This window comes from Prevotella pectinovora, assembly GCF_041323955.1.
Lineage (GTDB): Bacteria > Bacteroidota > Bacteroidia > Bacteroidales > Bacteroidaceae > Prevotella > Prevotella pectinovora.
In genome coordinates this window covers 80,285-94,744 of sequence record NZ_JBGLIV010000001.1, presented here as the reverse complement: position 1 = coordinate 94,744, position 14,460 = coordinate 80,285, and the positions used below count along the sequence as shown (strand labels likewise).

Annotated in this window: 11 protein-coding genes; 2 read left to right on the top strand and 9 right to left on the bottom strand. The window is 51.5% G+C overall.

Annotated features, from left to right (window positions below; translation table 11 throughout):
- Positions 1-537 precede the first annotated feature (537 nt).
- Positions 538-1,563 (top strand): IS110 family RNA-guided transposase, encoded by a 1,026-nt coding sequence (locus ACDC99_RS00375; protein WP_042517114.1) that lies wholly within the window; start codon positions 538-540, stop codon positions 1,561-1,563.
- A 195-nt stretch (positions 1,564-1,758) separates the two neighbouring features.
- Here the strand turns inward: ACDC99_RS00375 and cls are convergent, their stop codons facing one another.
- The 5 genes from cls to ACDC99_RS00350 all read right to left on the bottom strand — a co-directional run bounded on the left by cls (position 1,759) and on the right by ACDC99_RS00350 (position 7,078).
- Positions 1,759-3,183, bottom strand: a complete 1,425-nt coding sequence (gene cls, locus ACDC99_RS00370) for a cardiolipin synthase (RefSeq protein ID WP_288966023.1) — start codon at positions 3,181-3,183, stop codon at positions 1,759-1,761.
- 85 nt (positions 3,184-3,268) lie between these two features.
- Positions 3,269-5,215: a DNA primase gene (gene dnaG, locus ACDC99_RS00365; protein WP_044080863.1), complete on the bottom strand. Its 1,947-nt coding sequence runs from the start codon at positions 5,213-5,215 to the stop codon at positions 3,269-3,271.
- Positions 5,208-5,762 (bottom strand): RsmD family RNA methyltransferase, encoded by a 555-nt coding sequence (locus ACDC99_RS00360; protein WP_022316251.1) that lies wholly within the window; start codon positions 5,760-5,762, stop codon positions 5,208-5,210. The genes dnaG and ACDC99_RS00360 overlap by 8 nt, the downstream gene beginning before the upstream one ends.
- Before the next feature lie 49 nt (positions 5,763-5,811).
- Positions 5,812-6,621 (bottom strand): DUF3822 family protein, encoded by an 810-nt coding sequence (locus ACDC99_RS00355; protein WP_262503253.1) that lies wholly within the window; start codon positions 6,619-6,621, stop codon positions 5,812-5,814.
- Positions 6,602-7,078, bottom strand: coding sequence for a hypothetical protein (locus ACDC99_RS00350; RefSeq protein ID WP_303222392.1), 477 nt, complete (start codon positions 7,076-7,078; stop codon positions 6,602-6,604). Before ACDC99_RS00350 ends, ACDC99_RS00355 begins: the two co-directional genes overlap by 20 nt.
- Before the next feature lie 119 nt (positions 7,079-7,197).
- Between ACDC99_RS00350 and ACDC99_RS00345 the strand changes: the two genes are divergently transcribed.
- Positions 7,198-8,706 (top strand): ATP-dependent DNA helicase, encoded by a 1,509-nt coding sequence (locus tag ACDC99_RS00345; protein ID WP_022316254.1) that lies wholly within the window; start codon positions 7,198-7,200, stop codon positions 8,704-8,706.
- Between the two features lie 113 nt (positions 8,707-8,819).
- Here the strand turns inward: ACDC99_RS00345 and ACDC99_RS00340 are convergent, their stop codons facing one another.
- The 4 genes from ACDC99_RS00340 to nadB all read right to left on the bottom strand — a co-directional run bounded on the left by ACDC99_RS00340 (position 8,820) and on the right by nadB (position 14,332).
- Complete coding sequence (locus ACDC99_RS00340) at positions 8,820-10,532, bottom strand: acyl-CoA dehydrogenase family protein (RefSeq protein ID WP_022316255.1); 1,713 nt, start codon at positions 10,530-10,532, stop codon at positions 8,820-8,822.
- Positions 10,533-10,540: 8 nt separating this feature from the next.
- Positions 10,541-11,563, bottom strand: coding sequence for an electron transfer flavoprotein subunit alpha/FixB family protein (locus ACDC99_RS00335; RefSeq protein ID WP_022316256.1), 1,023 nt, complete (start codon positions 11,561-11,563; stop codon positions 10,541-10,543).
- A gap of 3 nt (positions 11,564-11,566) precedes the next feature.
- On the bottom strand, positions 11,567-12,436 hold the full coding sequence (locus ACDC99_RS00330; protein ID WP_022316257.1) for an electron transfer flavoprotein subunit beta/FixA family protein: 870 nt from the start codon (positions 12,434-12,436) through the stop codon (positions 11,567-11,569).
- 306 nt (positions 12,437-12,742) lie between these two features.
- A complete protein-coding gene (nadB, locus tag ACDC99_RS00325; protein ID WP_042519190.1) occupies positions 12,743-14,332 on the bottom strand; it encodes an L-aspartate oxidase in 1,590 nt (529 codons plus the stop codon).
- Positions 14,333-14,460: the final 128 nt, after the last annotated feature.

The window sequence follows — 14,460 nt, the reverse complement described above, 5'->3', positions numbered from 1 at the left end:
CCTCTCTTGAATGAAGTGTCAGCCCTTTTCCATGTTTTCCACCAAGGGTTTCAGCAAGCTGCAAACTTATATACATAAACCCAAAACGGTCATTAGGCCGTTTATTGTATTTTATATTTACTGCTTGCAGTCTTTTGTTTTTTATAAGGCGTCTTTTGCTTGTTTTTAATTCGTAATAGCTCGCTATTACTCATTAAAAGCCAAACAAAATCCACTCTTCTAAAAGAACAAAATCCAGGCAAGCCCTAATGACCTCTAAGTTTGCAGAAGATTGCGACGAAGTCGCATAAACTCCAAAATAATCAAGGTAAAACTATGATTGCTAAAGACAGTTTCGTACCTTTGTTGTAAAAAGGTAGAATCGGTCTGTCGAAGAGGTAAACCAGCTAATGACCCAGCCGTAAAGCTATAAATCGTTTAGGTCCTCATCGACATAGTTGCAAAGACCAGATAGAAAGTTATCGGCTCTGAGCCTTGTTAGAGTGTTAGTCCATACAACTATTGACCAATTCTACACAATATAACTCGTACAAAGTTATGAAGAATTTATTTATCGGAGTTGATTTTTCGAAAGAAAAAGTTGATGTGGCTATCCTTTTTGCAGACGGACTGGCAGAAACCGCTGCTAGAGTGTTCAACGAGTTCAAGACAACCGTGTCTGGCTATAGGCAGTTGGTCAAGTGGGTTGAGCAGAATTCCTGCGGTATCGACTCGTCCTTGTGGCTCTTCTGTGGCGAGAACACGGGCGACTACAGCAAGGGACTGTGCAACTTCCTCTACGGTAAAGGCTACGACATGTGGCTTGAGAACGCAAAGAGCATCAAAGACGCATCTGGTCTTAGACGATTGAAGTCTGACCGTGCTGACGCCTCGATGATTGCAGAATACGCCATGAGGAATTACGATAAAGCCGTTATGTACGAGCCTCTTAGCGAGTCGCTTACACAACTGCGTGAGCTGTTCCTATACCGTCAGATGATCGTAAGACACAGATGCAGTTTCCAGGTGCGTAGAGGCGAAAAGCGACTCACTATGGAGAAGTCGCCAGTCAAGACAATGATTTCGCAGAGCGGACGGCACATCGTCTCTGAACTCAATAAGGAGATAGAGAAGATAGATAAGCGCATTGCCGATCTCATCAAGTCGGACGAGGAACTCACCGAGGTGTTCACCATCGTGACCTCGGTGCCTGGCATAGGAACGCAGAACGCTGTGTGCCTGATGGTGTACACCGACAACTTCCGGCGTTTCAACTACGACTCACGCAAGATTGCCTGCTATTACGGCCTAGCTCCATTTGGCAAAGATTCGGGAACCAGTGTGCATTCCGATCCGCATGTACATTATATGGCTAACCGCCAGATAAAGGCCATGCTGACGCAAGCGGCACTAGCTGCCGTCAACTTCAATCCCATTATGGCGAGGTACTACATGCGCCTCGTAGAACGAGGAAAGAAGAAGCAGGTTGCACTGAACAATGTCAAGAACAAACTTGTACATTTGGTCACAGCCATGGTCAGAAATCGCCAAACATTCACCCCTGAATATAAAATCTCAGCATAAATTGAAAATAATGGTCAAAACATTTGGATATTAACATAGAAAGCGATTTGGGATAAAAGGCAAAATGGGCAACGCCAGCACCCAAATGGGGCAGCACCAGTACCCGATTTTCCATCCATAACTATCCTTTTCCGTTTTTTTGTGGTTTCACCCTTGGCAAAACAATTACAGTCCATAGAGGCTGACAGCTCCCGCTTACAACAATGGCGAGAGAAGACGCACTACAGATTCCCACAGGCGCTGGGCGAACGGACGCTTCCTGCTTATCATACGCTCGGTGACGAAGTTGCACTCCTTGATGTCGTCCATGAAAATCTGTTTGAAACGCAAAGTGGTTTCACGGTCGTAGATGAAGGCGTTCGCCTCGAAATTGTTCTCAAAACTGCGGAAGTCCACGTTGGTAGAACCGCAGGTACACACTATATCATCGCAAACGAGAAGCTTGGAATGAAGAAATCCCGGACGGTAGAGGTATACCTTTACGCCAGCCTGAATGGTCTCGAAGACATACGACCGGCTCGCCCACTCCACGAACTTTGCGTCGCCATGGCGGGGAATCATTATCCTCACGTCTACTCCAGCCAGAGCGGCGATACGCATTGCCGACATCACCGTCTCGGTGGGGAGGAAATATGGAGTCTCTATATACACATAGCGGCGCGCCTCAAGCAGTATGCGCACATAGCCCTGCATTATGTCTGGCCACTTCTCCACCGGACTGCTCGTCACTATCTGTATCACAATGTCGTTCTTCACGTTTCCCAACAGTTCGGGATAATAGCGGCGGTCGGTGATGAGAGTGCCAGAAACGAAATACCAGTCGATGAGAAAGGCCCTCTGTATGGCATACACCGCTCCTCCTACAATCTTGAGATGGGTATCACGCCAGCTATGGCCATCAATGCCCGTTACATAACGTTTGGCTACGTTCATGCCGCCGATGAATCCCACTCTGCCGTCGATGACGCAGAGCTTGCGGTGGTTGCGGTAGTTCACCTTGCTTGTGAAGGCAGGGAAGCGCACAGGCATGAATGGCATCACCTTGATACCGGCATCACGCATACGCTTGAAGAAGGAGTCGTGAACGTTCCAGCATCCCACATCGTCGTAGATTACTCTCACTTCCACTCCTTCCCGCGCCTTGTCTATGAGCATGTCGGCGAGTAGTTGTCCGAGCGAGTCATGGTCGAAGATATATGTGTCGAGGTGTATGCTGCTCTTTGCCGCTCCTATCTCACGGAACAAGGAGCTGAAGAAGTCGTATCCCGTGGTGTAGATGTCCACGGCATTGTCTTTGAAAGGCATCGCCCAGTTCTGCGAGGCGAAGAGTTTCACCAGCGTCTCGCTACCATCCGGCACCTTGAGGTCAGTCTGCACGGCAAATTCCAGCATCGATCGTTTGGTGAGCAGGTCGAGACTGTGTTGGCTTATGAGTTTCTCCTTTCTCGTGTCCTGCCCGAAGAAGAAATAGAGCACAATGCCCACCACTGGCATGAAGGCAAGCACCATTACCCATGCCATGGTCTTCACGGGCAGTCTGTTGTCCATGAGCACATTGATGATTGTCGCAACGACGACAATGACGTAGACACTTATAAAAATCCAATACAGATACTCCATAAGCATTGATGTATACCGCCGGTATGAGCATCTCTTTCTTTATCAGATGCATCATGCGGCGCATTGAGCACAATGACGTGCCACCTTATATTATTATCTCGCTGCCAAGTTCCTTGGCTATGGCATTGCGGAGCTTCTGGGTCTCCTGATACTCCTTTATGAGCGAGATGAGTTTTTCCTGGTTTCCTGTGTTGAGCGATATCTCCTTCTTGAGATGCGCAAGTTTCTCTGACACCACGTCCATTCTGAAATCGAGCACGAGATGGACTATCTGGTCTCTCAGCACATCATCGCCGGTGCGCAGCTTGGCTCCTTTGCGCAGCTGGAACCTGTCGAACGACATTTCTGTGGCGAGTTTACTAATCTCCATATCGGGATGCTTCATCAGATAGTCTTCTGCCTTGAAGCCGGGATCGGCGCTATGGTCCACCACTTCCTGCAACACCTTGTTATATAGCGGCACAGAGAATGAGAGGTTGTCGGTGCCGAGGTCGTAGCTGACATACTGCGCCACGTTGAGCGCCATGGTCTGTCCGTCGGCAGTCTCCACATTGTCGTAGATTATCTGCTCTCCGTGTCTCACCACAGCCTGCATGAGCATATACTCCACCTTCTTGGCCTGCTGCATTGGCGGTTCCGGTCCCACCTGAGTCTGCTGCGCCGGCTGGTCTGCTGCGGGAGTGCTTTGCTGCTCTCGCTGCTGCTCCTTCAGTTCCGCCTCCTTGCCGCTGCGGATAAACTTGTTCATCGTGGTGATGAGCGTAGCTTCGTTTATGCCGATGCGGTGGGCTGCGTCCTGCAGATATGTGGCTCTCACTATCTGGTCTTGTATCACCGATATGCTCTTCACTATACTGCTTATCGCCTCTGAGCGCTTCATCGGGTCGGTGACGCCCTTCAAGAGATAGGCTATCTTGAATTCTATCACGTCCTGCTGATGGTCGGCCACATATTTGCGGAAATCTTCCGCCGTATGCTTGCGTGCGAAACTGTCGGGGTCGTCGCCTCCCGGCAGCAGCAGCACCTTCACTTTCATCGCTTCAGCGAGGAGCATGTCGATGCCTCGCATGGCGGCATGGATTCCTGCGGCGTCACCGTCGTAGAGCAACACGATATTGTCGGTGAAGCGGTGAAGGAGCCGTATCTGATACACGCTGAGTGCCGTACCGGAGTTTGCCACCACATTCTCTATACCACACTGGTGCATGGAAATCACGTCAGTGTATCCCTCCACCATATACACGCAGTTCTCTTTGGCTATCGCCTTCTTTGCCTGGAAGATGCCATACAGTTCGCGTTCTTTGTGGTATATCTCCGAGTCTGAGGAGTTGATGTATTTCTGCTGCACTCCCTTTGTGCGGGAATCGAGAAGTCGTCCGCCGAAGGCCCTCACGTTGCCGTTGACTCCAATCCACGGAAACATCACCCTGCCCGAATATTTGTCTACGAGTTCTCCGTTGTCACGCTTGAAGCATAGTCCGGTGGCTATGAGATATTTCTCGTTGAATCCCTTGCGCAGGGCTTCCTGTGCGAGGGCATTACGCGACGGAAGGGCGAAACCGAGATGGAATTTCTCTATTATGTCGTCGCGGAAACCGCGGCTGCGGAAATACTGCATGCCTACCGCCCTGCCATCTACATCGTTGAGGAGGATGTTGTTGAAATATTCCATCGCCCATTTGTTGACGATGAACATACTCTCACGGTCGTTCTGCTCCCGCTTCTCCTCTTCGCTCATCTCGCGCTCACGCACTTCGATGTTGTATTTGTTGGCGAGCCATTTCAGTGCCTCCACATACGTCATCTGCTCATGTTCCATGAGGAAGCTGACGGGATTTGCCGACTTTCCGCATGAAAAGCAGTGGCAGATTCCGCGTGCCGGCGAGACATAGAACGACGGTGTCTTCTCGTCGTGGAACGGGCATAATCCTTTGTAGTTGGCGCCCACTTTCTTGAGCGTCACAAACTCAGAGACGACATCCACGATGTTTGCCGCATCCTTGATTCTTTCTATCGTAGCGTGGTCAATCATCTGCCTCCTTGTCTGCCTCCCTGAATATAGAGAAGTTAACACTTCCGTATTCTCTATGCTCCACGAAATTCGGATGCTGGCTGAAGTCGTTCTTCTTTCCATGTTCAAACACGAACACGCCTCCCGGCTTGAGCATTCCTGCCTTGAACACGAGCTCTGGCAGTGTTGGCAATTCCGGCAGGGCGTATGGCGGGTCGGCGAAGATGAAGTCGAACTGCTGCTTGCATCCCTTGATGAAGCGGAACACATCGCCACGTATCGTCACGCAGTTGCCGGCTCCGAGCTTTGCCACACATTGTTTGATGAAGGCATGGTGGTCGCGGTCGGCTTCCACGCTGATTACCTGCTGACAACCTCTCGACACGAGTTCGAGCGATATGCTTCCCGTGCCGGAGAAGAGGTCGAGAGCTGTGGTGCCTTCGAAATCTATATATCCGTTGAGAACGTTGAAAATGTTCTCCTTTGCGAAATCTGTCGTGGGACGGGCTTTGAAGGTGCGGGGCACATCAAATCTCCTTCCCTTGTATAATCCTGTTATTATGCGCATTATATTATTGTTATTGATGAGTGGACTTGCCGCCAAGTCCTGCCCATGTTCATTTCAGCAGTGCCGTCACCATATCGAAAGGCACACCTTCCTGCAAGGTCAGCGGATGGCGGTTGAAATCCGACGACGCCTTGATTTTGTATATGTTGGCTACAAAGCGATGGAGTTCTTCTATCAGAGCGTCGCGCTCCTTGAATTCGCCACACAAATAGATGTCGTCCTTCTTCTCGTTCATCGCCAGCTGATTCCATACCGAAAGGATGAAATATGCGGCATCGTTGGCATGCGCCACTTCGAACGTGTTGGAGAAGCGGAACCTGTTTTTGCGGAAGCTGCAAAGCTCCATCTTCCCGTCGTGGAAATAGCAATACAGTTTCTCGTTGTTGCCAGCCATGCTTCGTCGCTGCAGATATTGCCATGTTGCCCCACATACCGGATGCACCTTTATGTCGGAGAAATTGTCGGTGAGCACGAGTCTCAGGTCCTTGTTCAGCGAATACAGTGCCACGGCGTTCACCTGCGGCAGTATGGTGGCGAGCACGGCATTGTTCTCCTGTCCCATCACGGTGTAGTTATAGAGCAGCTCCTTGCTGTGCTCGTCGTATTCGTCGATAGGCACCATCACCACCGGCGAGTCGAGAAGCACCTGCACTTTCCTCCATTTCGCCAGTCGGAGCGTATCGTCGCGCAACGCCTCTCTGAGGTTTGCCGCCATGGAGATTCCACCATTTATGGCGTATGGCACGAACGAGAATCCTGCACCATCACCATTTCTGTATGCGAAGGCGAGTGATCCATGTCCCACTCTTATCATTAGTCGATGTTCCTGCTGTGATATGTTATTCCCAGTTTCCTGCATTGTCATTAGGTGTTGTGATGTCTCCAAATTTCATTCCCGGATATTCTCCCCTTCCGTTTGCCTCTTCGGTGAGCTCGCGGATGCTGTTCTCGTCGAGTCCTTGCAGATAGGCATCGTATGGCGCGCCGCATTCCATCACTGGCACTGCGGCTCCCGACTTGCCTGTATGCACCGAGGCTGAGAGCTCAAACTCCTGTCCTCTTGAATACGGCACGTAGCGCAGCGAATCGGCAAGCAGTCCGCTCCCGATGAGCTGTCTGAAAGACCCGGCGTATATTCCGAAGCGCTGTCTGTAGACTTTTTCCGCCTTGCGGATTTCCGTCAGCCGTTGTATGACTTCCGACTCTCGCTGCTTACGCTGGTCGGCGAAGTGCATAGGACGCCTAACGCTCGCCCAACAGAGAGCGAGGAGCACCACCACGATGGCGGCAAGTATATGGTTGAGTTTTATTTTCATTCTTCTTGCCTTGCTATAAAGAAATCTTTAGCGTAACTTTGCACTCGTCGATAGAATATCGTAATATGCAAAATTACGGTAAATAATTTGTAATATCAAGAGTTTAGCTAAAAATAACCATGATTGAGGATGAATTAAGCAGGGCCATCACAGAAACCTTCGGCTTCTGCCCCACTGACGAACAGCAGGAAGCGATACGTACGTTCTGCAGGTTCATGACTTGTCGCGACGACCGTCCGGCGATGGTGATGTGTGGTTCGGCAGGTACCGGAAAGACGTCGCTCTCGGCGGCTATGGTCAAGACTTTGGCTCGCTTGCACCAGAGGGTGGTGCTGCTTGCTCCCACGGGAAGGGCTGCCAAAGTGCTATCCATGAATGCGGGAATGCCGGCATTCACCATCCACCGCAGGATATACCGGCAGAAGACTTTCACCGGCGACATGACGGGATTCAGCCTCAACATAAACAAGCAGCGTGACACGCTGTTTGTCGTTGACGAGGCTTCTATGGTGTCTAACGACGGATTCGCTTCCGGTGGCGGTGCGCCGGGATTCGGCAGCGGCTGTCTGCTCGACGACCTCATGGAGTTCGTGTTCTCCGGCGACAACTGCCGGCTGATGCTTGTCGGCGACAGGGCACAGCTGCCTCCTGTCGGCGAAGAGGAGTCGCCGGCTCTCATGGCTGACAGTCTCGCCGCCAACTATTTCCTGACAATGCACAGTGTGGAACTGAACGAGGTGTTGCGACAGGCTCACGACTCCGGCATCTTATACAACGCCAACGTGATACGCCAGATGATAACCCACGACGAGGCTACACAGTTGCCCAAAATAAGGTTCAAGGCTTTTGCCGACATCCAGATGGTGCCTGGCGATGAACTGATAGAACAGCTTGCCGGCAGCTACTCTGAGGTGGGACTCGACGAGACAATGGTGGTGACTCGCAGCAACAAGAGGGCTAACGTATACAACAACGGCATCCGGGGCATGGTGCTCGGCAGGGAGGACGAACTGACACCTGGCGACATGCTGATGATTGTGAGAAACAACTATTTCTGGGTGGAACAGGAGGAGAAAAAGGCTCGTGAGGCTGCCAAATCATCGGAACCAGCTCCCAAGCCGCCTACTGCCGACATGGAGAAGACGCCTTTCTCATTCATCGCCAACGGCGACAGGGCGAAGGTGCGCCGCGTACGCAACATCAGAGAATTGTATGGTTTCCGCTTCGCCGACCTCGCCCTTGAATTCCCCGACTACGACAACTACGAGCTGCAGGCCACCGTCATCATTGACTCGCTGCAGTCTGAATCGCCATCGCTGACCCGCGAACAGAGCGAGCAGCTCTTCAATGGCGTCCTTGCAGACTATGCCGACCTTAGACTGAAGAGCGAACGCATGGGACACGTGAGGTCTGACAAATACTACAACGCATTGCAGGTGAAATTCGCCTATGCCGTGACCTGCCACAAGGCTCAGGGCGGACAATGGGCACACGTGTATGTGGACCAAGGATACATGACCGACGACATGCTCACGCCCGACTATATCCACTGGCTATACACAGCCTTCACACGAGCAACGGAAAAACTGTATCTCGTGAACTGGCCTAAGACGCAGACAGAAGAGTGAACATGGCAACAGCTTTTGCAAAATGGTGATACCCCCAATACAAAGGGGATATGCAAGACGTGATACAGTCTGCATATCCCCTTAATATGTTGTATATATAAATTCTGATCCGCTTACTCTGCGGCACGGAAGTTCACCAAATCCTCGGCTATGAAGCTCTTGACATAGCAGCTGTGGCCGATTACCTCCTCCTCAGCATAGCGCACATAAACCTGTGCACTCTTGGCGAAGAGTTCCGGTGAGGCAGTAGCGTCACCGATGATGAGCAGCGACATGAGGATATCGGCAGTCATATCGTAAAGGCGACGGGCGAGGAAGTCGAGCACCTCCTGGTTTTCAGCCTGCTTCACGTATTCGAGCGACTGCTCGTAGAGCTCTATCATCTTTGCCACACGCACATGCAGCGGCTTCATATCCTCAGACACCTCTCTCTCGAGCATCTCCTTCATGATGTTGAGATAGGTGCTGTTAGTGATGTAACGCAATGCAGCTACAACCTGCAGCTGAGTAGTACCCTCGTAGATAGAGAAGATACGTGCGTCGCGGTACAGGCGCTGACACTTGTATTCCATGATGAATCCCGAACCGCCATGCACCTGGATGCAGTCGTATGCATTCTGGTTGGCATACTCAGAGTTCATACCCTTTGCCACTGGAGTGAAGGCATCAGCAAGACGGGCATACTTCTTCTGCTCCTGACGCTCCTCCGGAGTGAGTTTGCGCTCACGGGAGATATCTTCGAGAGCCTTGTAGATGTCAACGTAGCGTGCTGTCTGATACAGGATGCTGCGACCGGCGTCGAGCTTTGCCTTGATACGGGCAATCATATCGTATACGGCAGGGAACTTCACGATAGCCTCGCCAAACTGCTTGCGGTCCTTGGCATAGGCAAGAGCCTCGTCGTAGGCTGCCTGGCTCACGCCGACAGACTGTGCGGCGATACCCAGACGGGCACCGTTCATGAGCGCCATCACATATTTGATGAGTCCCATACGGGTGCTTCCGCAGAGTTCTGCCTTGGCATTCTTGTATACCAGCTCACAGGTAGGTGAACCGTGGATACCGAGCTTGTTCTCGATGTGGCGCACGGTAACGCCACCCTGGTTCTTGTCGTAGATAAACATTGAGAGTCCACGTCCGTCGTGTGTGCCTGCCTCTGAACGGGCCAGCACGAGATGGATGTCAGAGTCGCCGTTGGTGATGAAACGCTTCACACCATTGAGCAGCCAGCATCCCTCCTCCTCGCTGTATGTAGCCTTGAGCATTACGCGCTGCAAGTCAGAACCGGCATCAGGCTCAGTGAGGTCCATACTCATGGTCTCTCCGGCACATACACGTGGAATATACTTCTGGCGCTGCTCCTCAGAACCGAACTCATAGAGAGTCTCGATACAGTCCTGCAAGCTCCAGATGTTCTGGAATCCGGCATCTGCCGTAGCCACGATTTCCGAAGCCATGGAATAAGGAGTGATAGGCATGTTCAGACCGCCGTAGCGGCGAGGCATTGAGATGCCCCAGAGTCCTGCCTGACGTGTAGCCTCGATGTTCTCGTATGTCTTCGAAGCATAGTGCATGCGTCCCTCCACGAGGTGTGGACCTTCGAGGTCAACAGCCTCACTGTTGGGTTCGAGGATATTGGCGGCGATGTCGCCGGTGATGTCGAGCACACGCTTGTAGTTCTCGATGGCATCGTCGAAGTCTACGGGTGCATCCTCATACTTGTCTTTGTCTGCGAAGTTGCGTTCCTTGAGCTCAACGACGCGTTTCATTTCCGGGTGATTGAGATAGAAATCAAATTCCGGATGGTCGCTATAATAATTAGCCATGATGTTCTTTACTTTGAGTTCTGCTTATAATACTTTATGAGTTTTGGAACGACCTCCTCCACAGTGCCGTTGATTACATAGTCGGCAATCTTGTTGATAGGAGCCTCAGGGTCGTTGTTCACGGAGATGATGATACCAGAGTCCTGCATACCTGCGATATGCTGAATCTGACCGGAGATACCACATGCGATATACACCTTTGGATGCACTGTCACACCGGTCTGGCCAATCTGGCGGTCGTGGTCTACCCATCCTGCGTCAACAGCCGCACGGCTGGCGCCCACCTCTCCGTGGAGTTCCTTGGCGAGTTGGAATAGCATGTCGAAGCCTTCCTTGCTGCCCACGCCGTAGCCACCGGCAACGACGATCGGCGCACCCTTCAGGTTGTGCTTGGCAGCCTCAACGTGGCGGTCGATGACCTTCACCACATAGTCAGCCTCAGGCACATATTTTGCTACGTCCATATATACCACTTCATGCTTTGCCTCACCCTCGTATACGGCTTTCTGCATCACTCCGCTACGCACGGTAGCCATCTGTGGACGATGCTCCGGGTTTACGATTGTGGCAACGATGTTTCCGCCGAATGCCGGACGAATCTGATAGAGCAGGTTGTCATAATGCGTGCCGCTCTTCTTGTCGTCGAAATCACCGATTTCGAGCTGCGTACAGTCGGCTGTCAGTCCGCTTGTCAGCGATGACGACACTCTCGGACCGAGGTCACGGCCAATCACTGTTGCTCCCATGAGGCAGATCTGTGGCTTCTCCTCCTTGAAGAGGTTCACCAGGATATCCGTATGTGGTGCTGATGTGTATGGGAAGAGACCCTCTGCATCAAAGGCGAAGAGCTTGTCAACGCCATAAGGCAGTATCTGGTCTTCCACCTTGCCCTTGATGCCAGTACCGGCAACGATGGCATGAAGCTCCACACCAAGCTGGTTGGCGAGCTTGCGGCCTTTGGTAAGCAATTCCTGAGACACCTCGGCAACCGTGGTGTTCTCTATCTCGCAATATACAAATACGTTGTTCATCTCTTATCCAATAATCTTTTCGTCCAACAATTCTTTTATCATTCCCTCGATATCAGTGTCGGAAGCGGTGAGCGTCTTGCTCTCCTTGGCCTGGAACACGATATTCTTCACAGCCTTCACCTTGGTTGGCGAGCCGGCGAGTCCACACTGCTCCGGGTCGCCGTCAACATCGGCTACAGACCACTGGTTGAGCGTCAGATATGGGCGCTCGGCATAAAGCTCGGCGTATGGCATGTCGGCAGTGCGCTCCAAAGGCACGTTGGCACGCTTGTATTTCATCACGAGCTTGGCGTTGCAAGGACGGCAGGGAGCGGCGCTGCCGTTCACCGTGATGACGATAGGCATAGGAGCCTCTACGGTCTCCACTCCTCCGTCGATATGGCGACGGATGGTGAGCACGCCATTCTCACACTTCTCTATCTCCTCGGCATAAGTCACCTGAGAGAGTCCCAGCTTCTGTGCCACCTGTGGTCCCACCTGTGCAGTGTCACCGTCGATAGCCTGACGACCACCGATTACCACGTCGGCACCGCCGATTTTCTGGATTGCCGTAGCAAGTGCGTATGAGGTAGCGAGCGTGTCGGCACCGGCAAAGAGTCTGTCGGTCAGCAGCCATCCTGTGTCTGCTCCTCTATAGAGTCCCTGGCGGATGATCTCGGCAGCACGTGGAGGGCCCATGGTGAGGATACCCACTGTGGAGCCTGGATTCTGGTCTTTCAAACGTAACGCCTGTTCGAGGGCGTTCAAATCTTCAGGATTGAAAATTGCTGGCAATGCGGCACGGTTCACGGTGCCTTCAGCCGTCATGGCGTCTTTGCCAACATTGCGTGTGTCTGGTACCTGCTTGGCAAGTACAATGATTTTTAAACCCATATTATTCTGTTATAATGTAAAGTTCATGTTATACAATAGGTGCAAAAATACGATTTTTTTGTTGTGCTGCAAAGAAAAGCACGAAAAAGCTAACAATACAGGTTATAAAAAGACCTGTCTGCTACATTATGAAATGCTAATTTCCTATCATTATGCTGTTTATGACCTTGTCTTGTCAGCAAATGCCAAACCGTCCCTTTTTACTCCAAAAACAACAAAGCCCAAACCTGTCATCCGGAACATCGCCTGATGACTGGTTTGGGGTTAATGCTATATATATCTTTCCGTCAGCCATCCACTCTCCTATTACTTCTTGTCGTAAGCATGAAGAGGATAGTCGATGGTGAAATGCAGACCACGACACTCCTTACGCTCTATTGCCTGACGTGTGATGAGGTAGCCCACGTTTATCATGTTTCTAAGTTCACAGATATCCTTGCTCGCCTTCACCCTCTTGAAGAGCGACTCTGTCTCTTCATAGAGCAGGTCGAGACGGTTCCATGCACGTTTCAGTCTGAGGTCACTTCTCACGATGCCCACATAGTTGCTCATTATCTGTCCCACTTCCTTCACGCTCTGCGTGATGAGCACTTTCTCCTCATTGGTCAGGGTGCCCTGGTCGTCCCACTCCGGCACATGCACATTGAAGTCATATTCATCAATGTGTGCCAGACTGTGCTTTGCAGCCGCATCGGCATATACCACAGCCTCGATGAGCGAGTTGCTTGCCAGACGGTTGCCTCCGTGGAGCCCCGTGCATGAGCATTCGCCGATGGCATAGAGGCGCTTGATGCTCGACTCGCCGTTGAGGTCCACCTTGATGCCGCCGCACATATAATGGGCTGCCGGCCTTACGGGGATATACTCCTTGGTGATGTCGATGCCGATACTCAGACATTTCTTGTATATATTCGGGAAATGATGCTTTGTCTCCTCCGGATCCTTGTGGGTCACGTCCAGACACACATGGTCGATACCGTGTATCTTCATCTCCTTGTCGATGGCACGCGCCACGATGTCGCGGGGAGCGAGACTCAACCGCTTGTCGTATTTCTCCATGAACGACTCTCCGTTGGGCAGTCGCAGGATGCCGCCGTAGCCTCTCATCGCCTCTGTGATGAGGTATGCGGGATGGGTCTCTTGCGGATTATATAATGATGTGGGATGGAACTGCACGAACTCCATGTCCTGCACCGTTCCCTTTGCGCGGTATACCATTGCCTCTCCGTCGCCGGTGGCTATCACGGGGTTTGTGGTGGTCTGGTACACTGCTCCGCATCCTCCGGTACACATCAGTGTGACCTTGCTCAGATACGTGTCCACCTTCTGTGTCTCCGGGTTCAGCACGTAAGCGCCATAACACTGTATGTTCGGCGTGCGGCGCGTCACCACGATTCCGAGATGGTGCTGCGTTATTATCTCTACTGCGAAATGATTCTCCTTGATGTCGATGTCCGGATTGCTGCGCACGGCCTCCATCAGTCCTCGTTGGATCTCGGCTCCCGTGTCGTCGGCATGGTGCAGGATACGGAACTCAGAGTGTCCTCCCTCACGGTGCAGATCGAAGCTGCCGTCTTCCTTGCGGTCGAAGTGCACTCCCCACTTCACCAGTTCATCAATCTGCTCCGGTGCATTCCTTACCACTTGCTCCACAGCTTCCACATCATTGATGTAGTCGCCGGCTATCATAGTGTCTTCGATATGCTTATCGAAATTGTCTATCTTGAGATTCGTCACCGATGCCACTCCTCCCTGGGCGAAGTATGTATTCGCCTCATCGAGCGTTGTTTTGCAGATCAGGCATATCTTGCCTTTGTGTTCTCTTGCTACCTTTAGCGCATAGCTCATTCCGGCGACGCCGGCACCGATAATGAGAAAATCGTATTTATAAACCATAAAGACGTTTGTTTTAATCAATGCAAAAGTAATAAGATTTTCTTAAAACGGATAAATATCGGAGGCTTTTTGTAGGTTATTACATTCTTTAATAGTAATTATTCCACTTTTTCGCCCAAAAGTTCGTA

Excerpts from the sequence above, each read along its gene's own strand:
- ACDC99_RS00375 (WP_042517114.1), top strand. The coding sequence starts at position 538 with ATGAAGAATTTATTTATCGGAGTTGATTTTTCGAAAGAAAAAGTTGAT.
- cls (WP_288966023.1), bottom strand. The coding sequence starts at position 3,183 with ATGGAGTATCTGTATTGGATTTTTATAAGTGTCTACGTCATTGTCGTC.
- dnaG (WP_044080863.1), bottom strand. The coding sequence starts at position 5,215 with ATGATTGACCACGCTACGATAGAAAGAATCAAGGATGCGGCAAACATC.
- ACDC99_RS00360 (WP_022316251.1), bottom strand. The coding sequence starts at position 5,762 with ATGCGCATAATAACAGGATTATACAAGGGAAGGAGATTTGATGTGCCC.
- ACDC99_RS00355 (WP_262503253.1), bottom strand. The coding sequence starts at position 6,621 with ATGCAGGAAACTGGGAATAACATATCACAGCAGGAACATCGACTAATG.
- ACDC99_RS00350 (WP_303222392.1), bottom strand. The coding sequence starts at position 7,078 with ATGAAAATAAAACTCAACCATATACTTGCCGCCATCGTGGTGGTGCTC.
- ACDC99_RS00345 (WP_022316254.1), top strand. The coding sequence starts at position 7,198 with ATGATTGAGGATGAATTAAGCAGGGCCATCACAGAAACCTTCGGCTTC.
- ACDC99_RS00340 (WP_022316255.1), bottom strand. The coding sequence starts at position 10,532 with ATGGCTAATTATTATAGCGACCATCCGGAATTTGATTTCTATCTCAAT.
- ACDC99_RS00335 (WP_022316256.1), bottom strand. The coding sequence starts at position 11,563 with ATGAACAACGTATTTGTATATTGCGAGATAGAGAACACCACGGTTGCC.
- ACDC99_RS00330 (WP_022316257.1), bottom strand. The coding sequence starts at position 12,436 with ATGGGTTTAAAAATCATTGTACTTGCCAAGCAGGTACCAGACACACGC.
- nadB (WP_042519190.1), bottom strand. The coding sequence starts at position 14,332 with ATGGTTTATAAATACGATTTTCTCATTATCGGTGCCGGCGTCGCCGGA.